This window comes from Janibacter alkaliphilus (assembly GCF_013408565.1).
Taxonomy (GTDB): Bacteria; Actinomycetota; Actinomycetes; order Actinomycetales; family Dermatophilaceae; genus Janibacter; species Janibacter alkaliphilus.
The window spans coordinates 2,298,823-2,324,953 of record NZ_JACBZX010000001.1; the positions used below are offsets into that span (position 1 = coordinate 2,298,823).

The window sequence follows — 26,131 nt, forward strand, 5'->3', positions numbered from 1 at the left end:
GTGCCTCTCCCACGCCCCGACGGCCTCCCGGCCGTGCCGCTCGGCGACCTCGCCGAGGTCGCCGGACCGGACGCGAACGTCACCGGGGACCGCGCCACCTCCGTCACCGGGATCTCCCTGGCCACCTCCACGGTGCGCCCCGGCGACCTCTGGGCGGCGCTGCAGGGCGCCAACGTGCACGGCGCCCGCTACGCCGAGCAGGCGGCTGCCGCCGGCGCGGTCGCGGTGCTCACCGACGAGGCGGGCGAGGCGCTGGTGCGCGAGAGCGGGGTCGACCTGCCGGTGGTGGTCTGCACCGACCCGCGCGGCCGGCTGGGCCGGGTGAGCGCCGCGCTCTACGGCACCACCGACCCCGGGCTGCGGCTCTTCGGGATCACCGGCACCAACGGCAAGACCACCACGGCCTACCTGCTGGACTCGGCGCTGCGAGCCCTCGGCCGGGCCACCGGGCTGATCGGCACCATCGAGACCCGGATCGGCGACGAGCGGGTGGCCTCGGCGCGCACCACCCCCGAGACCACCGACCTGCACGCGCTGCTGGCAGTGATGGCCCAGCGCGGCACCGACGACTGCGTCATGGAGGTCAGCAGCCACGCCCTGGAGCTGCACCGGGTGGACGCGGTCGTCTACGACGTCGCGATCTTCACCAACCTCTCCCAGGACCACCTCGACTTCCACGGCACGATGGAGGCCTACTTCGCCGCCAAGGCCCGGCTCTTCACCCCGGAGCGCTCCCGCGCCGGGGTGGTCTGCGTCGACGACGCCTGGGGCCGGCGGCTGGCCGAGCAGGCCGGCGTGCCGGTGACCACCGTCTCCAGCCACGAGGACGTGCCCGCCGACTGGCGGATCGGCGGCGACCCGGCCGGCCACGACCTCACCCTCACCTCCGCCGACGGGGCCAGCCTCGCGCTGCGCTCGGCGCTGCCCGGCGACTTCAACCGGGTCAACACCGCGCTGGCCGCGCTCGCCCTGATCGTCGCCGGGCACCCCCGGGACGAGGTGGTCGAGGCAGTGCTCGCGCCGCCGAGCGTCCCCGGCCGGATGGAGCTGGTCAGCACCGACGACCCCGACGCCCCGCAGGGCGTCGTCGACTACGCGCACACCCCGGACGCGGTGGCCGCCGCCCTGGCCGCGCTGCGCCCGCAGACCGCCGGCACCCTGGTCGCCGTGCTCGGCGCCGGAGGCGCCCGCGACCAGGGCAAGCGACCCGGCATGGGCCGTGCCGCGGCCACCCACGCCGACGTCGTCCTGGTCACCGACGACAACCCCCGCGACGAGGACCCGGCGCTCATCCGGGAGGCCGTGGCCTCCGGCGCCGACGGGGGGCCGGCCACCGTCGAGGTCGTCCCCGGCCGGGACGCGGCGATCGCCCGGGCGGTCGCCCTGGCCGCCGCGGGCGGCCCCGGCGGCACCGTCGCGCTGCTCGGCAAGGGCCACGAGCAGGGCCAGGAGATCGCCGGGCAGGTTCGCCCGCACGACGACCGCGACGCGCTGCGGCAGGCCCTCGCCGCGACCGTCGCCGGAGGCACCCGATGATCCCGCTGACCCTGGCCGAGATCCACCGGGTGACCGGTGGGCAGCTGCACGGCACCGACGCCGCCGCCGCGGCGCGGATCGTCGTGGACGGACCGGTGGTCACCGACTCCCGCGAGGCCGGCCCCGGCAGCCTCTACGTCGCCCGGATCGGGGAGCAGGCCGACGGTCACCGCTACCTGCCGGCCGCGGCCGACCTGGGCGCGGTCGCCGCGCTGACCACCCGCCCCACCGACGGCCTGGCGCAGATCGTCGTCCCCGACGAGCAGGCCGCCTTCGTCGCCCTGGCCCGGCACCTCGTCGACGCGCTTCCCCGGATGCTCGTCGTCGGGATCACCGGGTCCTCGGGCAAGACCAGCACCAAGGACCTGCTCGGCGCGGTGCTGGCCACGGCCGGGGAGACCGTCGCCCCGCAGGGCTCCTACAACTCCGAGGTCGGGGTGCCGCTGACCGTCTGCCGGGTGACCCCGCGCACCGAGCACCTCGTCGTCGAGATGGGCGCCCGCGGCCGCGGGCACATCGCCTACCTCACCGAGATCGCGCCGCCGCGGATCGGGGTGGTGCTCAACGTCGGGCACGCCCACGTCGGCGAGTTCGGCTCGCTGGACGCCGTCGCCGAGGCGAAGGGCGAGCTGCCCGAGGCGCTCCCGGCGGACGGGGTGGCCGTGCTCAACGCCGACGACCCGCGGGTGCTGGCGATGGCGGCCCGCACCCGCGCCGAGGTGGTCCTCGTCGGCGAGTCGCCGCAGGCCCAGGTGCGCGCCGAGCAGGTCGCCCTCGACGAGGGCGGCCGGGCCCGCTTCACCCTGGTCACCCCGCAGGGCAGCGCCCCGGTGGCGCTCGGGCTGGTCGGCCGGCACCACGTCGGCAACGCCCTGGCCGTGGTCGCCGTCGCCCTCGCCGCCGGCCTGCCCCTGGAGCAGGTGGTCGCCGCGCTGGCCGCCGCCCGCCCGGAGAGCCGCTGGCGGATGGAGGTCACCACCCGCGCCGACGGGGTGACGATCGTCAACGACGCCTACAACGCCAACCCGGACTCGATGGCCGCCGCCCTGCAGGGCGTGGCCGCGATGCACGCCACCGGCCGGCGCTGGGCGGTGCTCGGCGCGATGCTCGAGCTGGGCCCGGAGAGCCGCGCGCTGCACGAGCAGGTGGGGGCCCGGGCCGTGACCGAGGGCTTCGACGAGCTGCTCGCCGTCGGCGAGCTCGGCGAAGGCATCGCCGCCGGCGCCGAGGCCGCGCAGGCGGCTCCGGCCGCGCAGGCTGCTCCGGCCGCGCAGGCTGCGCAGAACGGCCAGCCCGCTGCAGGCCGGTCGACCCGGGTGCGGCACCTGCCCGACCCCGAGGCCGCCGAGGCGGTGCTGGCCGACGAGCTGGCACCCGGCGACGTGGTCGTCTTCAAGTCCAGCCGCGACGCCGGACTACGGTGGCTCGGAGACAGGTCGAGCCAGATGGAGGTCCCCTCGTGAAAGCGGTGCTGATCGCCGCCAGCGTGTCGCTCGTCGTGGCCCTCTTCGGGACCCCGATGTTCATCCGGCTGCTCGTCAAGCAGGGCTACGGGCAGTTCATCCGCGACGACGGCCCGACCTCGCACCACACCAAGCGCGGCACCCCGACGATGGGTGGCGCGGTGATCATCGGCGCCACCGTGCTGGCCTACCTGGTCGCCCACCTGGTGCTCTGGTACCCGCCCAGCTGGAGCGGCATCCTCGTCCTCTTCCTCATGGTCGGGCTCGGGCTGGTCGGCTTCGCCGACGACTACATCAAGATCAGCAAGCAGCGCAGCCTCGGCCTGCGGTCCTGGGAGAAGCTGCTCGGCCAGACCGCGGTGGCGGTCGCCTTCGCCGTGCTCGCCCTGCAGTTCCCCAACGACGCCGACCTCACCCCGGCCTCGACCCGGATCTCCTTCGTGCGGGACACCGCCTTCGACCTCGCCTTCGCCGGACCGCTGGTGGGCACCGCCCTCTTCATCGTCTGGGCGAACCTCATGATCGCCGGCACCTCGAACGGGGTGAACCTCACCGACGGCCTGGACGGCCTGGCCACCGGTGCCAGCGTGATGGTCTTCGCGGCCTACCTCGTCGTCGGGGTGTGGCAGTTCAACCAGGCCTGCGGGCTGGCGCCGAGCACCAAGTGCTACGAGGTGCGCGACCCGCTCGACCTCGCGGTGGTGGCCGCGGCCGGGATGGGGGCCTGCTTCGGCTTCCTGTGGTGGAACGGCTCGCCGGCGAAGATCTTCATGGGCGACACCGGCTCGCTGGCCCTCGGCGGCGCGCTGGCCGGCCTGGCGATCACCTCCCGCACCGAGCTGCTCATCGTCATCCTCGGCGGCCTCTTCGTCACCATCACCCTCTCGGTGATCATCCAGGTGGCCTCCTTCAAGGCCACCGGCAAACGGGTCTTCCGGATGGCGCCGCTGCAGCACCACTTCGAGCTGCTCGGCTGGCAAGAGGTGACGATCGTCATCCGCTTCTGGATCATCGCCGGGCTCTTCGTCGCCCTGGGGCTGGGCCTCTTCTACGCCGAGTGGGTCGTGGGCGCGCCGTGAGCGCCCCGCTGAGCGAGCTCACCCACCGCGAGGCGGACTGGAGCGGCCTGCGGGTCGTCGTCACCGGCCTCGGGGTCTCCGGCTTCGCCGCGGCGGACGCGCTGCTGGAGCGCGGCGCCGTGGTCACCGTCGTCGACGCCACGGCCCCGGAGGAGGGCGGCGCGCTGGCCGAGCGCTCCACGATCCTGGACATCCTCGGTGCCCGGCTGCTGCTCGGGCCCGGCCACGAGCAGCGGCTGCCCGACCCGGCCGAGGAGATCGACCTCGTCGTCACCTCGCCCGGGTGGTCGCCGACCCAGCCGCTGCTCGCCGCGGCCGCCGACGCCGGCGTCGAGATCTGGGGCGAGGTCGAGCTGGCCTGGCGGATGCGCCCGCGCGAGGGGGCCGCGCCGTGGCTGGTGCTCACCGGCACCAACGGCAAGACCACCACCGTGCAGATGCTCACCGAGATGCTCCGCGCCGCCGGGCTGCGGGCGGTCTCGGCCGGCAACGTCGGCACCCCGATCCTCGAGGCGGTCCAGGACCCGGAGCCCTACGACGTCATCGCCGTCGAGCTGAGCAGCTTCCAGCTGCACTGGAGCCGCACCCTGGCACCGCGGGCCTCGGCGGTGCTCAACCTCGCGCCGGACCACGTGGACTGGCACGGCTCCTACGAGGAGTACGTCGCGGCGAAGGGGAAGATCTACCAGGGGACCGAGATCGCCTGCGTCTACAACGTCGCCGACCCGGCCACCGAGCGGCTGGTGGAGCAGGCCGAGGTGCGCGAGGGCTGCCGGGCGATCGGCTTCACCACCGGCGTGCCCGGGCTGTCCATGGTCGGGGTCGTCGAGGACGTGCTCGCCGACCGTGCCTTCGTGCCGGACCGGGCGACCAGCGCGGCCGAGTTCGGCACCCTCGACGACCTGCGCGGCGACGCCCCCGAGGTGCCCGCGCACGTGCTCGCCAACGCGCTGGCGGCGGCCGCCCTGGCCCGCGCCCACGGGGTGCCCGCCGCGGCGGTGCGCGACGGTCTGCGGGCGTGGCGCCCCGAGCCGCACCGGATCGCCGAGGTGCCCACCGGCGGCGAGGTCCGCTGGATCGACGACTCCAAGGCGACCAACCCGCACGCCGCGGCGGCCTCGCTGCAGGCCTACGAGCACGTCGTCTGGGTGGCCGGCGGGCTGCTCAAGGGGGCCGACGTCGACGACCTCGTCGCCACGGCCGCGCCGCGGCTGCGCGGGGTGGTGCTCATCGGCCGCGACCGGGCCCGGATCGCCGAGGCCGTCGCGCGACACGCGCCCGATGTCCCGGTCATCGACATCGCCGAGACCGACACTGGAGCCATGGACCTCGTCGTCCGCCGGGCCCACGACCTCGCCCGGCCGGGGGACGTGGTGCTGCTGGCGCCCGCGGCGGCGTCGATGGACATGTTCACCAGCTACGCGGCCCGTGGTGACGCCTTCGTCGAGGCGGTGCAGCGGCACGCACGTCAGGAGTAGGCCATGAGCAGCACCACGGCCGGTGGCTCGGGCCGCACCGGGCTGCGCTGGCCGGCCAGGGTCCAGGCCTGGCGGGAGAGCCTGGAGTCGCCGCTGACGACCTACTACCTGCTGCTCGGCGTGGTCAGCCTGCTCGTCGGCTTCGGGCTGGTCATGGTGCTGTCCGCCTCGATGATCGTCTCGCTGCGCGAGAACGACAGCTCCTTCGCGATCTTCCTCAAGCAGGCCGGCTTCGCCGCCGTCGGCGCCCTGGCGATGTGGTGGGCCGCCCGTCGCTCGGTGACCTTCTGGCGCCGGGTGGCCGTGCCCGCCTTCGTCGTCTCGCTGGTGCTGCTGGCCCTCGTGCTCACCCCGCTGGGCTTCGGCTTCCAGGGCAACCGCAACTGGCTCGGCCTCGGCCCGGTGAGCATCCAGCCCAGCGAGATCGCCAAGATCGGCCTGGTGCTCGGCGGCGCCCTGTTCCTCGAGCGCAAGCGCGAGCTGCTCGGCTCGCTGATGCACGCCGTCGTCCCCTTCCTCGTGCCCGGGGTGGCGGTCGTGCTGCTGCTGGTCATGCTGGGCCACGACCTCGGCACCGCCATGGTGATCTGCGGGCTGGCGGTGGCCATGCTCTTCGCGGCCGGGGTGCGGCTGCGCTGGTTCGCCCTGGGCATCGGCGCCCTCGTCGGGCTCGGGCTGCTCGCTGCCCAGCTGAGCGCCAACCGGATGCAGCGCATCGGGATCTGGCTCAGCCCGGAGCAGTGCGCCCCCGGCAGCCAGCTCTACTACGACATCTGCCGCCAGCCGATGCACGGGCGGTACGCCCTGGCCGACGGCGGCTGGTTCGGGGTCAGCCTGGGCGGCAGCCGGGAGAAGTGGGGCTGGCTCTCCGAGCCGTACAACGACTTCATCTTCGCCATCATCGGCGAGGAGCTGGGCCTGCTGGGCACCTTCGCCATCCTCGGTCTGCTGGCCGGCTTCGCCCTGGCCGGGATGCGCCTGGTCAACCGGATCGACGACTTCTTCGTCCGGGTGGCCACCGCCGGCATCGTCGCCTGGATCCTGCTCCAGGCGACCATCAACATCGGCGCGGTCATCGGCATGCTGCCGGTCATCGGGGTGCCGCTGCCCTTCGTCTCGGCCGGCGGCAGCTCGCTGGTCACCACCATGGTGGCCGTCGGCATCCTGCTCAGCTTCGCCCGGCACGAGCCGGGGGCGGCCGAGCTCGCCGCGTCCCGTCCCTCCCGGCTGGCCGGCATGGCCCGCCGGCTGCCGCTGAGGAGGAGCTCCAGCTCATGACCCCCGACCGCCCGCGACGCGTGCTGCTGGCCGGAGGCGGGACGGCGGGTCACGTCTCGCCGCTGCTCGCCCTCGCCGACTGCCTGGTCCGACGCGACCCCGACACCCAGGTGCTCGCCCTGGGCACCAGCGAAGGGCTGGAGGCCCGGCTGGTGCCCGAGCGCGGCTACCCCCTCGCCACCGTCCCCAAGGTGCCCTTCCCCCGGAGGCCGAGCGCCGACCTGCTCCGGCTGCCGGGCAACCTCTCCCGGGCGGTCGCCGCCGCCGGCCGGGCGATCGACGAGCACGACGCCCAGGTGGTCGTCGGCTTCGGCGGCTACGTCTCCACCCCGGCCTACCTGGCCGCCCGCCGTCGCCGGGTGCCGATCGTCGTCCACGAGCAGAACGCCCGCCCCGGGCTGGCCAACCGCATCGGCGCCCGGCTCAGCCGGCATGTCGCCCTCACCTTCGGCCAGACCGAGCTCGCCCACGGGCAGGTGCTCGGCATGCCGCTGCGGCGCGAGATCAGCACCCTCGACCGGTCGGCCCGTCGGGCCGAGGCCCGGGCCGAGCTGGGGCTGCGCGAGGACCTGCCGGCGGTGCTCGTGACCGGCGGCTCGCTCGGGGCCAAGCGGCTCAACGAGGCCTTCGCCGGGGCTGTCGCCGGGCTGCGCGACGCCGGGGTCCAGGTGCTGCACGCGGCCGGCGCCGGCAAGGCCTTCGTGCCGGCCGGCGGCGACCTGCAGGTGCCCTACGTGGTCACCGAGTACCTCGACCGGATGGACCTGGCCTACGCCGCCGTGGACGCGGCGGTGTGCCGGGCCGGGGCGAGCACCGTGTGCGAGATGACCGCGGTCGGGCTGCCCGCCCTCTACGTGCCGCTGCCGATCGGCAACGGGGAGCAGCGCCTCAACGCCACCGAGGTCGTCGCGGCCGGTGGCGGGCTGCTCGTCGACGACGCCGTGGTCGACCCGGGCTGGGTCGAGCGCACCCTGGTCCCGCTGCTCACCGACCCGCAGCGGCTGGCCGAGATGTCGGCCGCGGCCGCGGCCATCGGCCACCCCGAGGCGGACGACGCCCTGGCCGACCTGGTCGACCGGGCGTGGCAGCAGGGCGGCGCCCGTGCCTGACCCGGACGCGCCGCTGCCCGAGGTGCCGCGCAACCCGCGCTTCGACGTGCGGGCCCCGCTGGTGCCGGTGACCGACCTGGGCCGGGTGCACGTGCTGGCCGCCGGCGGCGCCGGGATGTCCGCGGTGGTCCGGCTGCTGCTCGCCTCGGGCGTGCCGGTGCAGGGCAGCGACGCCAAGGACTCGCCGCTGCTGCACCGCCTGGAGCAGGCCGGGGCCCAGGTCTGGGTCGGTCACGACCCGGCGCACCTGGCGGGTGTGGACACCGTGGTGGTCTCCTCGGCCATCCGCGAGGACAACCCCGAGCTCGCCGCGGCCCGGGCCGGCGGCCTGCGGGTGCTGCACCGCAGTCAGGCGCTGGCGGCCACCATGGCGACCTCGCGGCGGGTCGCGGTGGCCGGCGCCAACGGCAAGACGACCACCTCCTCGATGCTCACGGTCGCCCTGCAGGAGGCGGGGGAGCGTCCCTCCTTCGCCCTCGGCGGCGAGCTGACCACCCAGGGGACCAACGCCGCCCTGGGCGAGGGCGACGCCTTCGTGGCCGAGGCCGACGAGTCCGACGGCTCCTTCGTCGCCTACCACCCGCACGTCGCGGTGGTGACCAACGTCCAGCCCGACCACCTCGACTTCTACGGCGACTACCCGACGGTGGAGGCGGCCTACCTGGAGTTCGCGCAGACCCTGACCGACGACGGTCTGCTCATCGTCTGCAGCGACGACCCCGGCGCGCGGCGGCTCGCTGCCCGCGCCCGCCGGGCCGGGCTGCGGGTGCTCGGCTACGGCTTCGACGAGGGCGCCGACCTGCGGCTGGCCGAGCCGGTGCTCGACGGCACCACCGCCTCGGCCGGGCTCTCCGGGCCCGGGGGAGGGCAGACGCTGCGGATCGCCGTGCCGGGGCGGCACAACCTGCTCAACGCGGCCGCCGCCTACCTCGCGGCCACGGCCGGCCTGGGTGTGCCGGCGGATGCGGTGCTGGCGGGGCTGGCCGCCTTCGGCGGGACCCGGCGCCGGTTCGAGACGAAGGGGGTCGTCGGCGGGGTGACCGTCGTCGACGACTACGCCCACAACCCCGGCAAGGTCGAGGCGGTGGTGCGCACCGCCCGGGAGATCGCCGGGGAGCACCGGCTGCTGGTGGTCTTCCAGCCGCACCTGTACTCCCGCACCCGGGACTTCGCCGCCGAGTTCGCCGCCGGTCTGGCCCCGGCCGACGAGGTGGTGCTGCTGGAGGTCTACGGCGCCCGTGAGGACCCGCTGCCGGGGGTGAGCTCCGCCCTCGTCGCCGATCCGCTGCGCGCCGCCGGGACCGCCTCCCAGGTGCTCGGCCGCGAGGCGGCGGTGCGTCACGTGGCCGCGCTGGCCGGCCCGGGCGACCTCGTGCTCACCGTCGGCGCCGGCGACGTCACCGAGCTCGGGCCGGACCTGCTGCGGGCACTGGCCCGATGAGCTCGCGCACCTCGGGCCGCGCCCGCGACCCCCGTGCCGGGGCCCCCGACGAGCGGGCCACCCGGGAGCGCTTCGCCCAGCGAGCCACCGACGCCCGCCGCCAGGTGCGCCGTCGCCGGCTGCTGGCGGCGCTGGCGGTCGTGATCGTCGGCGCCCTGGTCTGGCTGCTCGGGTTCTCCTCGCTGCTGGCCGTCGGCGACGTCGAGGTGACCGGCGCGGCCGACCCGGACGTCACGGCGGTGGAGGACGTCGCGCTCGAGGAGAGCGGGACACCGCTGGCGCGGGTGGACACCGACGAGCTGGCCGACCGGCTGCGCGAGCAGGTGCGCGGGGTGGCGCACGCCGACGTCAGCCGGGGCTGGCCGCAGACGCTGACGGTCGAGATCACGCCTCGCGAGCCGGCCCTCGCGGTGACCGGCGAGGACGGCGCCATCGGCCTCATGGATCTCGAGGGGGTCACCTTCCGCAGCGTCGACAGCGTGCCGGAGGGCGTCCCCGAGGTCACCGCCGAGGACGGCGCCGAGGTCACCTCGGACGGGGTGGCCGCGGCCCGCGAGATGCTGGCGGCCCTGCCCGACGGCCTGCGCGGGCGGGTGGCCGACATCCGGGTCGACGAGGCCGACCAGGTCTCCTTCGCGGTGGGGGAGACCCGCGTCGTGTGGGGCGACAAGTCTGAGTCTGAACGTAAGGTTGAGCTCGTGCAGGTGCTCCTCGAGGAGGATCCGGCGACGATCGACGTGTCCGCGCCGGACACCCCGGTCACCCGGGACGGCGAGAGCTCGGGCGAGCCGCAGGGCTGAGGTTGAGGTCGAGACCAGGCTGGTGCAGGTGTGGCTGCTGTGACTCGTGTGACGACGGGTTCCGAGCCGCCTGCGCCTCATCCGCGCGACACGCCCAGACAGGCCCGTTGAGGTTGCCCGAGGGGGCTCGCGGGGCATACCGTCTGCCCACATATCGCGGGAGCTCAGCCTGCACCTTGAGTTCACCTTGAGACATTCGCCCGCCGATCACCGCAGCACACCAGGAGAGAACCCCGTGGCTTCTGCCCAGAACTACTTGGCCGTCATCAAGGTCGTCGGCATCGGCGGTGGCGGCGTCAACGCCGTCAACCGGATGATCGAGGTCGGCCTCAAGGGCGTCGAGTTCATCGCCATCAACACCGACGCGCAGGCGCTGCTCATGTCGGACGCCGATGTCAAGCTCGACGTCGGGCGCGAGCTCACCCGGGGCCTGGGCGCCGGCGCCGACCCCGAGGTCGGGATGAAGGCGGCCGAGGACCACGCGCAGGAGATCGAGGAGGTCCTCAAGGGGGCCGACATGGTCTTCGTCACCGCCGGCGAGGGTGGCGGCACCGGCACCGGCGGCGCCCCGGTCGTCGCCAAGATCGCCAAGGGCCTGGGCGCGCTCACCGTCGGCGTGGTCACCCGCCCGTTCACCTTCGAGGGTCGTCGTCGGGCGAACCAGGCCGAGTCCGGCATCGGCGCGCTGCGCGACGAGGTCGACACCCTCATCGTCATCCCGAACGACCGGCTGCTGTCGATCAGCGACCGCGCGGTGAGCATGCTCGACGCCTTCCGCAGCGCCGACCAGGTGCTGCTCTCCGGTGTCCAGGGGATCACCGACCTCATCACCACCCCCGGCCTGATCAACCTCGACTTCGCCGACGTCAAGTCGGTCATGCAGGGGGCCGGGTCGGCGCTGATGGGCATCGGCTCGGCCCGCGGCGAGGACCGGGCCGTGCAGGCGGCCGAGCTGGCGATCTCCTCGCCGCTGCTCGAGGCGAGCATCGACGGCGCCCACGGGGTGCTGCTCTCCATCCAGGGCGGCAGCGACCTCGGCCTCTTCGAGATCAACGAGGCCGCGCGGCTGGTGCAGGAGGCCGCGCACCCGGAGGCCAACGTCATCTTCGGGACGGTCATCGACGACGCGCTCGGCGACGAGGTGCGGGTCACCGTCATCGCTGCAGGCTTCGACGGCGGCACCCCGCAGCACCGCCCCGACGAGCGGGCTCTGGGCACCGTCCAGGCCGGCGGCGCGGGCCAGGGCAACGGGCAGGGGGCCCAGCCCCAGGCCACCCCGGCCGCGCAGCCCGCCGGCACCCCGCCGCGGCAGCAGCCGGCCGCTCCCGCCGAGCAGCCGCCCGCGGGCCCCCAGCCGGTCGCGGCCGAGCCGGTCGAGGACGAGGGCCCGGCGGACGAGCCGGAGCCCCCGCAGCAGTCGCAGCCGGGCCAGCCGCGCGGCGGCCAGCCGACCCCGCCGCGGCAGGTCACCTTCGACGACGGCGACGACCTCGACGTCCCGGACTTCCTCAAGTAGTCCGCACGCAGGTCGAGGAGCAGCCCGCCCGTGCTCGCCTGGTCCGGCACCGAGGACGGCCTCGTCCGGGCCTTCACCGACCGCTCGGGCGGGGTGAGCCAGGGCGTCTACGACGGGCTGAACCTCGGCGGGCACGTCGGTGACGACCCGGAGCGGGTGCGGGCCAACCGCGAGCTGGTCGAGCAGGCCACCGGGCTGCGCCTCGTCCTGGCCGACCAGGTGCACGGCGCCGAGGTGCTGCACGTCACCGACGAGGTGCTACGGCGCGAGCCCAGCCCCACCGGCGGGGTGGGCACCGCCGACGCCATGGTCACCGACCTGCCCGGCCTCGGCCTCGGGGTGCTGGTCGCCGACTGCACCCCGGTGCTGCTGCACGACCTCGACGTGCCGCTGGTCGGGGTCGCGCACGCCGGTCGGCCCGGCATGCTCGCCGGCGTCGTCCCGGCCCTCGTCGCCGCGATGCGCGACCTGGGCGCCGGACGGCTCGAAGCCACCGTCGGACCCTCGGTCTGCGGGCGCTGCTACGAGGTGCCCGCCCAGATGCGCGACCAGGCGGCCGACGCGGCTCCGGCCGCGGTCGCGGTCAGCTGGACCGGCACCCCGGCCATCGACGTCGCCGCCGGCGTGGTCGCGCAGCTCACCGCGGCGCAGGTGCCGCTCACCTGGGTGCCCGGCTGCGCCCGCGAGGACCGCCGCTGGTACTCCCACCGCCGTGACGGGGTGACCGGCCGGTTCGCCGGGGTCGTCGGACGCGCCCCGACGGCCCGCGCGGTGGCCGCGAGCGACGTGTGACGACGACGAGCGACGACGACGAGCGACGACGATGAGTGACGACATGGACCCCGAGCGGCGACGGGCCGAGCTGGCCGAGCGGCTCGAGGAGGTGCGCGCACGGATCGCCGCCGCCACCGCGGACGCCGGCCGGGACGAGCCGCCGACCCTGGTGGTGATCACCAAGCACTTCCCCCGCGCCGACCTCGACCACCTCGTCGACCTCGGCGTCCGCGACGTCGGGGAGAACCGGGAGCAGGAGGCCTCGGCCAAGCTCGCCGAGGCCGGCGGACCGCCGCCCGGCGTGCGCACCCACTTCGTCGGCCAGCTGCAGTCGAAGAAGACCGGCGCGGTGGCCCGGTGGGCCGACGTGGTGCACTCGGTGGACCGCGGCAAGCTCGTCGGCGGGCTGGCCCGCGGCGCCGAGGCCGCGGGGCGCGAGCTGACCGTGCTGCTCCAGGTGAACCTCGACGAGCCGGGTCACCTCGGCGCCGCCGGCGCCGTCGAGGTGTCCGGTGCCTCCGGGGCGACGCGCGGGGGAGCCGCCCCCGAGGACCTGCCGGATCTCGCCGCCCAGGTGGCCCGCTCGCCGCTGCGCCTGGGCGGGCTCATGGCCGTCGCGCCCCGCGACGGCGACCCGGACGAGGCCTTCGCCCGGCTCGCCGAGCTGTCCGCCCGGCTGCAGCAGGAGCACCCGGAGGCCACGTGGATCTCCGCCGGGATGAGCGGCGACCTCGAGGCCGCGGTACGCCACGGGGCGACACACCTGCGTGTCGGCACGGCAATCCTCGGATCTCGTCCGCCCCAGCGGTAACTTCGGTCGCGACCGACGACGGCCCGCCGACCGGGGCAAAGGATGAGGAAGCGATGACGGCACTGCGCACTGCGATGGTCTACCTGGGGCTCGCCGAGGAGGACCGTCGCCAGTACGACCACGACGAGTACTACGCCGACGAGTACGACGAGGGCCACGACTACGTCGACGAGGACAGCCGCACCGCCGAGGTCACCCCGCTGCACCGGGTCCCCGCCTCGGCCGTGCGCGAGGTGGAGGTCACCGAGATGAACCGGATCACGACGATCCACCCCCGTACCTACAACGACGCCCGGTCGATCGGCGAGAGCTTCCGCAGCAGCACCCCGGTCATCATGAACCTCAGCGACATGGACGACGCCGACGCCAAGCGGCTCGTCGACTTCGCCGCCGGCCTCGTCTTCGGTCTGCACGGCTCGATCGAGCGGGTCACCAACAAGGTCTTCCTGCTCAGCCCGGAGCACATCGAGGTCGACGCCGAGGGCGCCGAGGGCGCGCAGCCGCGGGCGCTCTTCAACCAGAGCTGACCGCCCCGGTCAGCACCCCCGTCCCGCAGCCAGGAGGTACCCGTGGAGTCGGTGCGCGCCGTCATCTACCTGGTGCTCTACCTCTATTTCCTCGTCCTCATCGGTCGGCTGGTGCTGGAGTGGGTCCAGGTCTTCGCCCGGGAGTGGCGCCCGCGCGGCGCCGTGCTCGTCATCGCCGAGCTCATCTACACCCTCACCGACCCGCCGCTGAAGGCGCTGCGGCGGGTGATCCCGCCGCTGCGCCTGGGGTCGATCTCGCTGGACCTCGCCTTCCTCGTGCTCATCCTCGGTGTCTCCCTGCTGCTGAGCATCGTCTAGGCTGGGGCAGAGGTAGCCTGCGGGTGAGAACCCCCCGCGGCCAGGCCGAAGACCACCCCACCCAGGAGGAAAGATGGCGCTGACGCCCGAGGACGTCCTCAACAAGACCTTCACCCAGACGCAGTTCCGACGCGGCTACGACGAGCGCGAGGTGGACGACTTCCTCGACGAGGTCGTCGCCGAGATGCGTCGTCTGGTCAAGGACTCCGACGACCTGCGTGCGCAGGTCGAGGACGGTCCCACCAGCGGCGCCGCGTCCACCGGCTCCAGCAGCGCGGCGGCCGCGACCTCCATCCCCGGTGACGAGGACGGCGACAGCGCCGCGACCTCCGCCGAGCGCGACGAGCTCAGCGGACGGGTGGCCGAGCTGGAGGCCCGGCTGCAGGAGGAGACGACCGCCCGCGAGGAGGCCGAGCGTCGCCTCGCCGAGGCCGACGACGCCGCGGCCGGTGCGGACGCCGAGCGGGCCGAGGGCGACGAGACCGCCCGGGCCGCCGAGGTCGACGCCGACGAGCGCGTGGCCGCGGCGCAGGCACGGGCCGAGGAGGCCGAGCGCGCCGCCCAGGAGCGCATCGAGAAGGCCGCCGCCGACGCCGATCAGGCCGAGGCGGACGCCAGCGCCCGGGGCGAGGCCGCGGCTGCGACCTCCGGCAGCGACCAGATGACCGCGGCGGCGTCCGGCGAGGGCGCCTCGGCGAGCAGCCTCATCGCGCTCGCCCAGCGGCTGCACGACGAGCACGTGGCCGAGGGTCAGAGCCAGCACGACAAGCTGCTGGCCGAGGGCCAGAGCCAGCACGACGACCTGCTCGCGCAGGCCCAGACCCGCCACGACGAGCTCGTCGGCGAGGGCACCAGCGAGCGGGACCGGATGATCGGCGAGGCCGAGGAGCAGCGCTCCCGGGTGCTGGAGGACCTCAACAGCCAGAAGGCCTCGATCGAGCAGAGCATCGCCGAGCTCAACGCCTTCGAGAAGGACTACCGCAGCCGGCTCAAGGAGTACATCACCGGCCAGCTGAGCACCCTGGAGAGCACCGGGGTGGAGGTCGGCACCTCGCAGCAGGGCTGACCCACGACGACGGGCGGTCCCGGGGGCTCACCCCCGGGGCCGCCCTCGTCGTCCCCCGCCGCCCCGCGCGGCGCGCCGTGCAGGTACCCTGCGGTCAACCTCGGACCCGGGCGGTGCACGGGTCCCCCTTCCTGCGAGGACGGACACCTAGTGGCGACGAAGAAGAGCACGGCCAAGACGGCGGCGAAGGCTGCCTCGGGCGGCGCGGCGAAGAAGGCCACGACGAAGGCCGCGAAGGGCACCGGCACGAAGACCTCGAAGACCACGAAGGCCGCAGGCAAGAAGGCGTCGTCCACGGGGTCGGCGACGAAGGCCACCAAGGGCGCGACGACGACGGCGAAGAAGACCACGGCGACGAAGGCCACCACGAAGAAGTCCGCCACGAAGAAGTCCACCACGAAGACCGCCACGAAGAAGTCGACGACGACGAAGACCTCCGCGGCCAGCCTCGTCGTCCGCGAGGACGAGTCGCCGTGGACCGCGGCCGAGCTGGCCGAGGTGCGCGCCGAGCTCGAGGCCGACGTCACCCGGCTGCGCGAGGAGATCCAGCTCGCCGAGAGCGACCTCGTCGACCTCATGAGCGACCCGCTGGACGGGGCCGGGGACGACCAGGCCGACGCCGGGGCCAAGAGCTACGAGCGTGACCAGGAGATCACCCTGACCAACAACGCCCGCGCGGTGCTGCTGCAGAACCTGCACGCCCTGGAGCGCATCGACGACGGCAGCTACGGGGTGTGCGAGTCCTGCGGTAACCCGATCGGCAAGCTGCGGCTGCAGGCCTACCCGCGGGCCAGCCTGTGCGTCAGCTGTAAGAGCCAGCAGGAGCGTCGCTGATCACCGACCGGACCGAGCCCGACCCGACGGACCAGCACGAGCCGCCCGCCGCCCCCCGACGGCCGGTAATCGCCTGGTTCGTCGGCGCCGCCCTGCTCACCCTCGTGCTCGACCAGCTGACCAAGCTGTGGGCGCTGGCCACGCTGGACGACGGCCGCACGATCGAGCTGCTCGGCGACTGGCTCGGGCTGCGGCTGCTGCGCAACTCCGGAGCCGCCTTCTCCCTCGGTGGCTCGATGACCTGGGTGATGACCCTCGTCGCGGTGGTGGTGACCATCGGGATCGTCGTCGTCGCCCGCCGGCTCGGGTCCGCCCGCTGGGGTCTCGCGCTGGGCATGGTGCTCGGCGGCTCGCTGGGCAACCTCGTCGACCGGTTCTTCCGGGAGCCGGGCGGGGGCAGCGGGCACGTCATCGACTTCATCGACTACCTCGACCTCTTCGTCGGCAACGTCGCCGACATCGGCATCGTGCTGGGCGCCGGTCTGGCGCTGTGGCTCAGCCTGCGCGACGTCGCCCTCGACGGTCGCCCGGTGCGGCACGCGGCCGACCGGGGGGCCGAGCGAGAGGCCGAGCGGGGCGAGCACGATGGGTGACCGTCGCACGCTGCTCGTCCCGGACGGGCTGCAGGGGGAGCGGGTCGACGCCGCCGTGGCCCGCCTCTTCGGTCTCTCCCGCACCCGCGCCGCCGACCTCGCCGGCCAGGGCCGGATCGTCCTCGACGGGTCCCCGGCGGCGAAGTCGGCGCGGGTGAGCGGCGACCAGATGATCGAGGTCGACCTGCCCTCGGCCCAGGAGAGCCCCAGCCTGCAGGTGGTCGCCGAACCGGTCCCCGGGATGCGGATCGTCCACGACGACGACGACATCGTCGTGGTGGACAAGCCGGTCGGGGTGGCCGCGCACCCCAGCGTCGGCTGGACCGGGCCCACGGTGCTCGGCGGGCTCGCCGCGGCCGGGTACCGGATCAGCACCAGCGGCGCCAGCGAGCGTCAGGGGATCGTCTCCCGGCTGGACGTGGGGACCTCTGGCCTCATGGTCGTCTGCAAGAGCGAGTACGCCTACTCGGTGCTCAAGCGCGCCTTCAAGGAGCGTACCGTCGACAAGACGTACCACGCGCTCGTGCAGGGCCTGCCGGACCCGCTCGTGGGGACCGTGGACGCCCCCATCGGCCGCCACCCGGGGCACGAGTACAAGTTCGCCGTCATGGACTCCGGCAAGGCCGCGGTCACCCACTACGAGCTGCTCGAGGCCTTCCGGCACGCCTCGCTGCTCGAGGTGCACCTGGAGACCGGGCGCACCCACCAGATCCGGGTGCACATGGCCGCCCTGCGCCACCCCTGCGTCGGCGACCCGCTCTACGGCGCCGACCCGGGTCTGGCGGCGCGCCTGGGGCTGGAGCGGCAGTGGCTGCACGCCATGGGTCTCGGCTTCACCCACCCGGGCACGGGGGAGCAGGTGCACTACGAGAGCACCTACCCCGAGGACCTGCAGCAGGCGCTGCAGCGCCTGGGCGACCTCTCCTGAGGCGAAGAAGGCGACAGGCCAGGGCGGGGTCAGCGGCCGCGCACGGTGAAGAGCTCGCCGGGGGAGCACCCGAGCGCGTCGCAGAGGGCGGTGAGGGTGGAGAAGCGGACCGCCTTCCCGCGGTTGTTCTTCAGCGCCGAGAGGTTGGCGTGGGTGATCCCGATCGTCCGGCTCAGCTCGGTGAGGGTCATCCCGCGCTCGGCGAGCAGCGCGTCCAGGTGGCAGACGACGCGGTGGTCCTCCGGCGGCATCAGATGAGCCCTTCCTGGTCCTCGTGCATCCGCGCGCCGCGGTGCAGCACCAGCGCCAGGAAGGACAGCGTCATCATCCCGACGTAGAGGTACCAGAACTGCTCGCCGACGAGGTCCGCCCGCCAGCGGTCCGGGTCCGGCACGGTCTGCAGCGCCCAGTTCGTCGCGCCGAGGCGCAGCATGCTCGGGACGATCAGCAGGGACGCGGTGGCCCAGGCGGCGGCGCTGGCCCAGCGCGCGGTGGAGCGGGTGAAGACCTCGCCGCGGACCAGGCGCAGCACGCAGGTCGTGAGCAGGACCAGCACGAGCGCGGTGAGCGCCCACTCGGTCACCGCGGCGGCGCGCAGGCTCACCAGGGCACCGTCGGCCAGCTCACCGGCGTCGAGCACGAGGCTCTGGCGCAGCCCCTCCGGCCGCGAGGTGACCTCGAGCACCACCTCGCCCGAGGGCCAGCCGTCGAGGACGGCCGAGACGGCGTGGGCGACCAGCGCCAGGCCGGCCACGGCGTAGGCGAAGACGGTGGCCAGCGCGTCGCGGCGGGTCCTGGTGATCGTGGTGGTGCTCATGGCTCGTCCCCTCGCTCCTGGTGCCTGACCGGTGATGCATCGACTATCGGTACATCGAACAACAATGCATCGAAAAGCAATGTAGCACGGTGGGGGACGGGCGTCAGAGGTCAGGGGTCGGGGACAGGGAGCGGGCGGCGGGCCCGGCCGGCCGCGCGGAGCTCAGCCCACCTGGCGGTCCCGCCCCTCCCAGTAGGGGGCGCGCAGCTTGAACTTCTGCAGCTTGCCGGTGGCGGTGCGGGCCAGCTCGTCGCGCACCTCGACCGAGGTGGGCGCCTTGTAGCCGGCGACCTTCGACTTGCACCAGGCGATGAGGTCGGCCTCGGTGGCCTCGGCGCCCTCCTCGAGGACGACCAGCGCCTTGATCGTCTCGCCCCACTTCTCGTCGGGCACGCCGATGACCGCGACCTCGACGACGTCCGGGTGGCTGAAGAGGGTGTCCTCGACCTCGATCGAGGAGACGTTCTCCCCGCCGGTGATGATCACGTCCTTCTTGCGGTCGCTGATGCTCAGGTAGCCCTCGTCGTCGAGGGTCCCGCCGTCGCCGGTGTGGAACCAGCCGCCCTCGAGGGTCGCCGCGGTCTCCTCGGGCAGCTCCCAGTAGCCGCGCATGACGTGGTTGGCCCGGGCCAGCACCTCGCCCATGTCGGAGACGGTGAGGTCCACCCCGAGCGCCGGGGCGCCGGCCCGGACCAGCCGGGCGGCACGCTCCTCGGGCGAGAGGTCGTCCCACTCGGCGCGGGTGCGGTTGACGGTCAGCAGCGGCGAGGTCTCGGTGAGCCCGTAGATCTGGATGAACTCCCAGCCCAGCTCGGTCTCCACCCGGGCCACCGTCTGGGTCGGTGGCGGGGCGCCGGCGACGATGATCCGCACCCGGTCCCGGCCGGGGATCTCGCCCTCCCAGGTGGCCGCGGCCTCGAGCACCGCGTTGACCACGGCCGGGGCGGCGCACATCACGGTGACCCCGTGCTGCTGCACCCGGCGCAGGATCTCGGCGCCGTCGATCTTGCGGATCACCACGTGCTGGGCGCCGACGCCGGTGACCGCGAAGGGCATGCCCCACCCGTTGGCGTGGAACATCGGCAGCGTGTGCAGGTAGACGTCCCGGTCGCTGAGGGTGACGTGCAGCCCGAAGGTGGTGGCGTTGGTCCAGATGTTGCGGTGGGTGATCTCCACCCCCTTCGGCCGGGCGGTGGTGCCGGAGGTGTAGTTGATCGTCGCCAGCGCGTCCTCGTCCGGCTCCCAGGTCACCGGCTCCGCGGTGGCCGGGTCGACGTCGCCGAAGAGGTGCTCGTCCTCGCCGAGGACGAAGGTGTGCTCGGCCGAGACCTCGTCGATGATCGAGCGCAGCTCGGGGTCGACGTAGAGCACCCGGGCGCCGGAGTGCTCGACGATGAAGGTGATCTCCTCCGGGCTGAGCCGGAAGTTGACCGGGACCAGCACGCGACCGGAGCCGGCCACCCCGAAGAAGCTGGTCAGCAGGCGCGCCGAGTTGTGCGAGACCACCGCCACCCGGTCGCCGACGGCGATGCCGAGGGCGTCCAGGTGCGCCGCCTGGGCGCGGGCCAGCTGGCGCAGCCGGGTGTAGGTGACCCCCTCCAGGGGCGCGGCCGGCTGCTGCGGCTCGTCCACGACGGCGACCCGGTCGCCGTAGACGACGGCGGCCCGGTCGAGGAAGTGGTTCACGGTCATCGGGACGAACAAGGCGACCTCCTGCGGCTGACGACGATGTCGTCCCGAGGTTATCGACTCCGGGGCAGCGTTGAGTACCGGTACCCATGCCCCGTGGCCTGCGGCTGCATAGCGTCGGGCTCACGCCGCGACGCCGGACGGGCCCCCCGTCACCGGCCGCCCGCCAGGGACCGCGGCGAGGAGGGGCCGCCAGGCAGGGGGTGGCGGCCCCTCCGCCGAGCCCGGGCGCTCGGTAGGGCTGTCGGGGGAGCGGACGTAGGATTCATCCGATGCCTCAGCCCCTGCCCCGCGAGAAGAACTTCGTCCACCTGCACAACCACACCGAGTACTCGATGCTCGACGGTGCAGCCCGGATCGAAGACATGTTCGCCAGCGCCCAGGAGATGGGCATGCCGGCGATCGCGATGACCGACCACGGCTACCTCTTCGGGGCCCACGAGTTCTGGAAGGCGGCCCAGAGCTACGACGTCAAGCCGATCATCGGGCTGGAGGCCTACGTCGCGCCGGGCACCCACCGCAGCGACAAGACCCGGGTGCGCTGGGGCGACGAGCGCACCGCCCGCGGCGACGACGTCTCCGGCGGCGGCGCCTACACCCACATGACGCTGCTGGCGCGGAACAACACCGGCATGCACAACCTCTTCACGATGGGCTCGCGGGCCTCGCTGGACGCGGTCTACGCCAAGTGGCCGCGGATCGACCGGGAGCTGCTGGAGCGCTACGGCGAGGGCCTCATCGCCACCACAGGCTGCCCCTCGGGGGAGATCCAGACCCGGCTGCGGCTGGGCCAGTACGACCTGGCCGCCCAGGCCGCCTCGGACATGCGCGACATCGTCGGCCGCGAGCACTACTTCCTTGAGCTCATGGACCACGGCAACCAGATCGAGCGGCGGGTCCGCGAGGACCTCATGCGCCTGGCCAAGGACCTCGGGCTGCCGCTGCTGGCGACCAACGACCTGCACTACGTCAAGAAGGACGACGCGGTCGCCCAGGACGCGCTGCTGTGCATCAACTCCGGCTCCACCCTGCTGGACCCGGACCGGTTCTCCTTCGAGGGCGACGGCTACTACCTCAAGTCCCCGGCGGAGATGCGCGAGCTGTGGCGCGAGCTGCCCGAGGCCTGCGACAACACCCTGCTCGTCGCCGAGATGTGCGAGGTCTCCTTCACCGAGGGCGAGGGGCGCTACATGCCCCGCTTCGACGTGCCCGAGGGCGAGGACGAGCGCTCCTGGTTCGTCAAGGAGGTCCAGACCGGGCTGGGGCAGCGCTTCCCCGGCGGCATCCCGGAGTACGCCCAGCAGCAGGCCGACTACGAGATCGACGTCATCGTCGGCAAGGGCTACCCGGGCTACTTCCTCGTCGTCGCCGACTTCATCATGTGGGCCAAGCGCAACGGGATCCGGGTCGGCCCCGGCCGCGGCTCCGGTGCCGGGTCGATGTGCGCCTACGCGATGGGCATCACCGACCTCGACCCGATCCCGCACGGGCTGATCTTCGAGCGCTTCCTCAACCCCGAGCGGCAGTCGATGCCCGACTTCGACGTCGACTTCGACGAGCGTCGGCGCAGCGAGGTCATCCGCTACGTCTCGGACAAGTACGGCGACGAGCGGGTGGCGATGATCGCCACCTACGGCACGATCAAGGCCAAGCAGGCGGTCAAGGACGCCGCCCGGGTGATGGGCCACCCCTTCTCCGTCGGCGAGCAGCTGACCAAGGCGATGCCCGCCGACGTCATGGGCAAGGGCGTGCCGCTGGCCAAGATGTACGACCCGGAGCACGAGCGCTACGGCGAGGGCCAGGAGTTCCGCCAGCTCGTGGAGTCCGAGAAGCACCTGCAGGAGGTCGTCGACACCGCCCGCGGGCTGGAGGGCCTCAAGCGCCAGTGGGGGGTGCACGCGGCCGGGGTGATCATGTCCAGCGAGCCGCTCATGGACGTCATCCCGATCATGCGCCGGCTGCAGGACGGGCAGGTGCTCACCCAGTTCGACTACCCGACGTGCGAGACGCTCGGGCTGGTTAAGATGGACTTCCTCGGGCTGCGCAACCTCACCATCCTCGACGACGCGCTGGACAACGTGCGGATGAACCGGGACGAGGAGCTCGACCTCGACGCGCTGAGCAAGGACATGACCGACCCGGGCACCTACCGGCTGCTCAGCCGCGGCGACACCCTCGGGGTCTTCCAGCTCGACGGCGGCGGCATGCGCACCCTGCTGCGGCTGATGCAGCCGGACAACTTCGAGGACATCTCCGCGGCGCTGGCGCTCTACCGGCCCGGCCCGATGGGGGTGAACGCGCACACCAACTTCGCCCTGCGCAAGAACGGCCGGCAGGAGATCGTGCCGCTCGATCCGCAGCTGAAGGGCAAGCTGCAGCCGGAGATGGTCGAGGCGCTCGACCCGATCCTGTCGATGACCTACGGGCTGGTGATCTACCAGGAGCAGGTCATGGAGATCGCCCAGAAGCTCGCCGGCTACACCCTCGGCAACGCCGACCTGCTGCGCCGGGCGATGGGCAAGAAGAAGAAGGAGGTGCTGGACAAGGAGTTCGAGCCGTTCAGCGCCGGGATGATCGCCAACGGCTACAACGAGGCCTCGGTCAAGGCGCTCTGGGACGTGCTCGTCCCCTTCTCCGACTACGCCTTCAACAAGGCGCACACCGCCGCCTACGGGCTGGTCTCCTACTGGACCGCCTACCTCAAGGCGAACTACCCGGCCGAGTACATGGCGGCGCTGCTGACCAGCGTCGGCGACGACAAGGACAAGTCGGCGCTCTACCTCGGCGAGTGCCGCCGGATGGGCATCAAGGTGCTGCCGCCGTCGGTGAACGAGTCGATCGCCACCTTCGCCGCGGTCGGCGAGGACATCCGCTTCGGCCTCGCCGCGATCCGCAACGTCGGGCGCAACGTCGTCGAGGGGATCATCTCCGCCCGCGAGGAGAAGGGGGCCTTCACCTCCTTCGAGGACTTCCTCGCCAAGTGCCCCGCGGTGGTGTGCAACAAGCGGACCATCGAGTCGCTCATCCTCGCCGGGGCCTTCGACGACCTGGGCCACCCGCGCCAGGGGCTGGTCATGGTGCACGAGGAGTACGTCGACGCCTACGTCGGGGTCAAGCGCCAGGAGGCGGTCGGCCAGGACAGCCTGTGGGACATGTTCGGCGGTGACGGTGACGCCGCCGCCGCCGGTGGCGCCGTCGACGGGATGGGGCTGCGCCCGGTCCCCGAGGTGGAGTGGGACAAGCGGGCCAAGCTGAGCAACGAGCGGGAGATGCTCGGGCTCTACGTCAGCGACCACCCGCTCTTCGGCGTCGAGCACGTGCTGCAGCGGGCCGCGGACACCTCGATCACCTCGCTCACCCAGGAGGGCGGGGCGAAGGAGGGCGGCTTCGTCACCATCGCCGGGCTGGTCACCGGGCTCTCGGTCAAGCGGACCAAGAAGGGCGACCTGTGGGCGATCGCCACGGTCGAGGACCTCGCCGGCTCGATCGAGTGCCTGTTCTTCCCCAAGACGTACATGACCGTGCAGACCATGCTCACCCAGGACATCGTCGCCGTGGTCCGGGGCCGGATCAACGTGCGCGACGAGCAGGTCTCGATCTACGCGGAGGACCTGAAGATCCCGGAGCTGACCGACGGGCCGCGCGGGCCGGTGGTGCTCACCCTGGACTACGCCCGGGCGACCAACGGGCGGATCGAGGAGGTCAAGCAGGTGCTCTCCCGGCACCCGGGCAGCACCGACGTGCGGATCAAGCTCGTCCAGCCGGGCCGGTCGGTGACGATGGCGGTCGCCGCGGACTACCGGGTGGAGCCGACCGAAGCGCTCATCGGCGACCTCAAGGTCATCCTCGGGGCGCGGGCGGTCAGCGGATGAGCAGCCCGGCAGGACCGCCGGTCGCCGCCACCGGGGAGCACGTGCGCACCCACCACGGGGACCGCGTCGAGGACCCCTACGAGTGGCTGCGCGACCCGCAGGACCCGTCGGTGCTGGCCCACCTCGAGGCGGAGAACGCCTGGACCGCCGAGCGCACCGCCCACCTGGAGCCGGTGCGCGAGGCGATCTTCACCGAGATCCGCTCCCGCACCCGGGAGACCGACCTCACCGTGCCGGTGCCGGCCGGGCCGTGGTGGTACTACACCCGCACCCGCGAGGGGCAGCAGTACCCCACCTACTGCCGGGCCCCGCTGCACGACCGGGCCGCGGTGCCCGAGCTCGACCCGGAGCGCCCGCTGCCGGGGGAGAGCGTGCTGCTGGACGCGAACGCCGCCGCCGACGGCTCGGAGTTCTTCGCCCTCGGCGCCTACGAGATCAGCCCCGACCACGGGCGCCTCGCCTGGTCGGCGGACGTCACCGGCGACGAGCGCTTCGACCTGCGGGTGGTCGACCTGGGCACCGGCGAGGTGCTCGACGACAGCGTCCGGGGGGTCGGCTACGGCGCGGTCTTCTCCCGGGACGGGCGGCACCTGCTCTACGTCCGGGTGGACGAGGCCTGGCGCCCCTTCGAGGTGTGGTGCCACGAGATCGGCGCCGACGTGGCCAGCGACGTGCTCGTGCACCGCGAGGAGGACGAGCGCTTCTGGCTGGGCATCGACCGGAGCCGGGACGACCGCTGGATCATCCTCGGGCTGGGCAGCCGCACCACCAGCGAGGTGCACCTGCTCGACGCCGACGACCCGACCGGGCCGCTGCGCTGCGTCTCGCCCCGCGAGCCCGGGGTGGAGTACGACGTCGAGCCGGCCGGGGACCACCTGCTCGTGGTGCACAACGCCCGGCAGCGCGAGTGGGACCTCGCCTGGGCGCCGCTCGAGGCGACCAGCCGAGAGCAGTGGCAGCCGCTGCTGGATGCGGGCGAGGGGGAGCGCTTCCTCGGGGTGGACGCCTACGACGACGTCGCCGTGCTCACTCTGCGCCGGGGCGGTGTGCCGTCGGCCCGGCTGCTGCCCCGGGTCACGCGCTCCGGCACGCCGTCGCCGCAGGACTACGGCCCGGCCCGCGAGGTGGTCGTCGGCGACGACCCGATGGCCACGGTCAGCGTGCTCGGCGCAGCCGACCCGGACACCGACCGGCTGCGGGTGAGCCACGAGTCCTGGGTGAGCCCTCGGGCGATCTACGACCTCGTGCTGGGCATGGACGTGTCCTCCGACGGCGCAGCCACCGACGAGCTGGTGCTGCTGCGCCGGCACCCGGTGGAGAACGTCGACCTCGACGACTACGAGCAGCGCCGCGAGTGGGTCACCGCCCGCGACGGCACCCAGGTGCCGGTCTCGCTGATCACCCGGCGGGGGACGGTCCCGGACGGCACCAGCCCGGGCCTGATCTACGGCTACGGCAGCTACGAGATCAGCATGGACCCGTACTTCTCGGTGGCACGGCTCTCGCTGCTCGACCGCGGCGTCGTCTACGCGGTCGCGCACGTGCGCGGCGGCGGCGAGATGGGCCGCGGCTGGTACGAGGACGGGCGGCTGCTGGACAAGCCGCACACCTTCACCGACTTCGTCGACTGCGCCGCCTGGCTGCACGAGAGCGGCTGGGTGGCCCCCGACCGGCTGGCCGCCGAGGGCGGCTCGGCCGGCGGGCTGCTCATGGGGGCGGTGACCAACCTCGCCCCGGACCGCTTCCGGGCGGTGCTGGCCGAGGTCCCCTTCGTCGACACCCTGACGACGATCCTGCGGCCCGAGCTGCCGCTGACCGTGGGGGAGTGGGACGAGTGGGGCAACCCGCTGGCCGACCCCGAGGTGTACCAGGTGATGCGCGGCTACAGCCCCTACGAGAACGTCGCCGCCCGGCAGTACCCGGCGATCCTCGCGACCACCTCGCTGCACGACACCCGGGTCTCCTTCACCGAGCCGGCGAAGTGGGTGGCTCGGCTGCGCGGCACCGTGACCAACGACCCGCTGGCCCGTCCCGTGCTGCTGCGCACCGAGATGTCCGCCGGGCACGGCGGCCGCTCCGGGCGCTACGACGCGTGGCGGGAGACCGCCGCGGACTGGTCCTTCGTGCTCGACCAGATCGGCGCCACCGAGCCGCTGCCGCGCGGCTGATCCCCCTGCCAGGCCCGCGCCACCGCCTCGGTAG

Annotated in this window: 22 protein-coding genes; 19 read left to right on the top strand and 3 right to left on the bottom strand. The window is 73.5% G+C overall.

The features are described 5' to 3' along the window. The 17 genes from BJY28_RS11050 (at position 1) to BJY28_RS11130 (ending at position 17,551) form a co-directional block, all read left to right on the top strand. Positions 1-1,536, top strand: a complete 1,536-nt coding sequence (locus BJY28_RS11050; RefSeq protein WP_179463062.1) for a UDP-N-acetylmuramoyl-L-alanyl-D-glutamate--2,6-diaminopimelate ligase — start codon at positions 1-3, stop codon at positions 1,534-1,536. Further along, positions 1,533-2,999, top strand: coding sequence for a UDP-N-acetylmuramoyl-tripeptide--D-alanyl-D-alanine ligase (locus BJY28_RS11055; protein ID WP_179463063.1), 1,467 nt, complete (start codon positions 1,533-1,535; stop codon positions 2,997-2,999). Before BJY28_RS11050 ends, BJY28_RS11055 begins: the two co-directional genes overlap by 4 nt. Further along, positions 2,996-4,078 (top strand): phospho-N-acetylmuramoyl-pentapeptide-transferase, encoded by a 1,083-nt coding sequence (gene mraY, locus BJY28_RS11060; protein ID WP_179463064.1) that lies wholly within the window; start codon positions 2,996-2,998, stop codon positions 4,076-4,078. Before BJY28_RS11055 ends, mraY begins: the two co-directional genes overlap by 4 nt. After that, the gene (gene murD, locus BJY28_RS11065; protein ID WP_343037073.1) at positions 4,075-5,556 is read left to right on the top strand and encodes a UDP-N-acetylmuramoyl-L-alanine--D-glutamate ligase; all 1,482 of its coding nucleotides are present in this window, start codon (positions 4,075-4,077) and stop codon (positions 5,554-5,556) included. The genes mraY and murD overlap by 4 nt, the downstream gene beginning before the upstream one ends. Before the next feature lie 3 nt (positions 5,557-5,559). After that, positions 5,560-6,834, top strand: a complete 1,275-nt coding sequence (gene ftsW, locus BJY28_RS11070) for a putative lipid II flippase FtsW (protein ID WP_179463066.1) — start codon at positions 5,560-5,562, stop codon at positions 6,832-6,834. Continuing rightward, entirely contained in the window at positions 6,831-7,943 is a 1,113-nt protein-coding gene (murG, locus tag BJY28_RS11075; RefSeq protein WP_179463067.1) for an undecaprenyldiphospho-muramoylpentapeptide beta-N-acetylglucosaminyltransferase, read from the top strand. The genes ftsW and murG overlap by 4 nt, the downstream gene beginning before the upstream one ends. Beyond that, positions 7,936-9,384 carry a UDP-N-acetylmuramate--L-alanine ligase gene (murC, locus tag BJY28_RS11080; protein WP_343037074.1) on the top strand — a complete coding sequence of 483 codons (1,449 nt, stop codon included), beginning with the start codon at positions 7,936-7,938 and terminating at the stop codon, positions 9,382-9,384. Before murG ends, murC begins: the two co-directional genes overlap by 8 nt. Beyond that, positions 9,381-10,184 carry a cell division protein FtsQ/DivIB gene (locus tag BJY28_RS11085; protein ID WP_179463068.1) on the top strand — a complete coding sequence of 268 codons (804 nt, stop codon included), beginning with the start codon at positions 9,381-9,383 and terminating at the stop codon, positions 10,182-10,184. The genes murC and BJY28_RS11085 overlap by 4 nt, the downstream gene beginning before the upstream one ends. A 235-nt stretch (positions 10,185-10,419) precedes the next feature. After that, entirely contained in the window at positions 10,420-11,700 is a 1,281-nt protein-coding gene (ftsZ, locus tag BJY28_RS11090; protein WP_179463069.1) for a cell division protein FtsZ, read from the top strand. Positions 11,701-11,730: 30 nt separating this feature from the next. Next, the gene (locus BJY28_RS11095; RefSeq protein WP_179463070.1) at positions 11,731-12,492 is read left to right on the top strand and encodes a laccase domain-containing protein; all 762 of its coding nucleotides are present in this window, start codon (positions 11,731-11,733) and stop codon (positions 12,490-12,492) included. A 31-nt stretch (positions 12,493-12,523) separates the two neighbouring features. After that, the gene (locus tag BJY28_RS11100; protein WP_218875305.1) at positions 12,524-13,285 is read left to right on the top strand and encodes a YggS family pyridoxal phosphate-dependent enzyme; all 762 of its coding nucleotides are present in this window, start codon (positions 12,524-12,526) and stop codon (positions 13,283-13,285) included. Positions 13,286-13,338: 53 nt separating this feature from the next. After that, the gene (locus tag BJY28_RS11105) at positions 13,339-13,812 is read left to right on the top strand and encodes a cell division protein SepF (RefSeq protein ID WP_179463071.1); all 474 of its coding nucleotides are present in this window, start codon (positions 13,339-13,341) and stop codon (positions 13,810-13,812) included. Between the two features lie 42 nt (positions 13,813-13,854). Then, the gene (locus BJY28_RS11110) at positions 13,855-14,130 is read left to right on the top strand and encodes a YggT family protein (protein WP_179463072.1); all 276 of its coding nucleotides are present in this window, start codon (positions 13,855-13,857) and stop codon (positions 14,128-14,130) included. Positions 14,131-14,203: 73 nt separating this feature from the next. Next, positions 14,204-15,196 carry a DivIVA domain-containing protein gene (locus BJY28_RS16650; RefSeq protein WP_179463073.1) on the top strand — a complete coding sequence of 331 codons (993 nt, stop codon included), beginning with the start codon at positions 14,204-14,206 and terminating at the stop codon, positions 15,194-15,196. Between the two features lie 150 nt (positions 15,197-15,346). Continuing rightward, on the top strand, positions 15,347-16,030 hold the full coding sequence (locus BJY28_RS16890) for a TraR/DksA C4-type zinc finger protein (RefSeq protein WP_179463074.1): 684 nt from the start codon (positions 15,347-15,349) through the stop codon (positions 16,028-16,030). A 104-nt stretch (positions 16,031-16,134) separates the two neighbouring features. Beyond that, a complete protein-coding gene (gene lspA / locus BJY28_RS11125) occupies positions 16,135-16,623 on the top strand; it encodes a signal peptidase II (RefSeq protein WP_425485707.1) in 489 nt (162 codons plus the stop codon). Further along, on the top strand, positions 16,616-17,551 hold the full coding sequence (locus BJY28_RS11130) for an RluA family pseudouridine synthase (protein ID WP_179463075.1): 936 nt from the start codon (positions 16,616-16,618) through the stop codon (positions 17,549-17,551). Before lspA ends, BJY28_RS11130 begins: the two co-directional genes overlap by 8 nt. Before the next feature lie 29 nt (positions 17,552-17,580). On the opposite strand, the gene BJY28_RS11135 is transcribed toward BJY28_RS11130, so the two are convergent. The 3 genes from BJY28_RS11135 to BJY28_RS11145 form a co-directional block, all read right to left on the bottom strand. Beyond that, positions 17,581-17,802, bottom strand: a complete 222-nt coding sequence (locus BJY28_RS11135) for a helix-turn-helix domain-containing protein (RefSeq protein WP_179463076.1) — start codon at positions 17,800-17,802, stop codon at positions 17,581-17,583. Continuing rightward, positions 17,802-18,368: a hypothetical protein gene (locus tag BJY28_RS11140; protein WP_179463077.1), complete on the bottom strand. Its 567-nt coding sequence runs from the start codon at positions 18,366-18,368 to the stop codon at positions 17,802-17,804. The genes BJY28_RS11135 and BJY28_RS11140 overlap by 1 nt, the downstream gene beginning before the upstream one ends. Positions 18,369-18,530: 162 nt before the next feature. Continuing rightward, the gene (locus tag BJY28_RS11145; protein WP_179463078.1) at positions 18,531-20,072 is read right to left on the bottom strand and encodes an AMP-binding protein; all 1,542 of its coding nucleotides are present in this window, start codon (positions 20,070-20,072) and stop codon (positions 18,531-18,533) included. Between the two features lie 257 nt (positions 20,073-20,329). Here BJY28_RS11145 and dnaE point away from each other — a divergent pair, with 257 nt between their 5' ends. Together dnaE and BJY28_RS11155 are read left to right on the top strand one after the other, a co-directional pair. Then, positions 20,330-23,929 carry a DNA polymerase III subunit alpha gene (dnaE, locus tag BJY28_RS11150; protein ID WP_179463079.1) on the top strand — a complete coding sequence of 1,200 codons (3,600 nt, stop codon included), beginning with the start codon at positions 20,330-20,332 and terminating at the stop codon, positions 23,927-23,929. Further along, positions 23,926-26,097 (top strand): S9 family peptidase, encoded by a 2,172-nt coding sequence (locus BJY28_RS11155; protein ID WP_179463080.1) that lies wholly within the window; start codon positions 23,926-23,928, stop codon positions 26,095-26,097. The genes dnaE and BJY28_RS11155 overlap by 4 nt, the downstream gene beginning before the upstream one ends. Positions 26,098-26,131: the final 34 nt, after the last annotated feature.

Excerpts from the sequence above, each read along its gene's own strand:
- BJY28_RS11055 (WP_179463063.1), top strand. The coding sequence starts at position 1,533 with ATGATCCCGCTGACCCTGGCCGAGATCCACCGGGTGACCGGTGGGCAG.
- ftsW (WP_179463066.1), top strand. The coding sequence starts at position 5,560 with ATGAGCAGCACCACGGCCGGTGGCTCGGGCCGCACCGGGCTGCGCTGG.
- murG (WP_179463067.1), top strand. The coding sequence starts at position 6,831 with ATGACCCCCGACCGCCCGCGACGCGTGCTGCTGGCCGGAGGCGGGACG.
- BJY28_RS11085 (WP_179463068.1), top strand. The coding sequence starts at position 9,381 with ATGAGCTCGCGCACCTCGGGCCGCGCCCGCGACCCCCGTGCCGGGGCC.
- BJY28_RS11100 (WP_218875305.1), top strand. The coding sequence starts at position 12,524 with ATGAGTGACGACATGGACCCCGAGCGGCGACGGGCCGAGCTGGCCGAG.
- BJY28_RS11105 (WP_179463071.1), top strand. The coding sequence starts at position 13,339 with ATGACGGCACTGCGCACTGCGATGGTCTACCTGGGGCTCGCCGAGGAG.
- BJY28_RS16650 (WP_179463073.1), top strand. The coding sequence starts at position 14,204 with ATGGCGCTGACGCCCGAGGACGTCCTCAACAAGACCTTCACCCAGACG.
- BJY28_RS11130 (WP_179463075.1), top strand. The coding sequence starts at position 16,616 with ATGGGTGACCGTCGCACGCTGCTCGTCCCGGACGGGCTGCAGGGGGAG.
- BJY28_RS11135 (WP_179463076.1), bottom strand. The coding sequence starts at position 17,802 with ATGCCGCCGGAGGACCACCGCGTCGTCTGCCACCTGGACGCGCTGCTC.
- BJY28_RS11140 (WP_179463077.1), bottom strand. The coding sequence starts at position 18,368 with ATGAGCACCACCACGATCACCAGGACCCGCCGCGACGCGCTGGCCACC.
- dnaE (WP_179463079.1), top strand. The coding sequence starts at position 20,330 with ATGCCTCAGCCCCTGCCCCGCGAGAAGAACTTCGTCCACCTGCACAAC.
- BJY28_RS11155 (WP_179463080.1), top strand. The coding sequence starts at position 23,926 with ATGAGCAGCCCGGCAGGACCGCCGGTCGCCGCCACCGGGGAGCACGTG.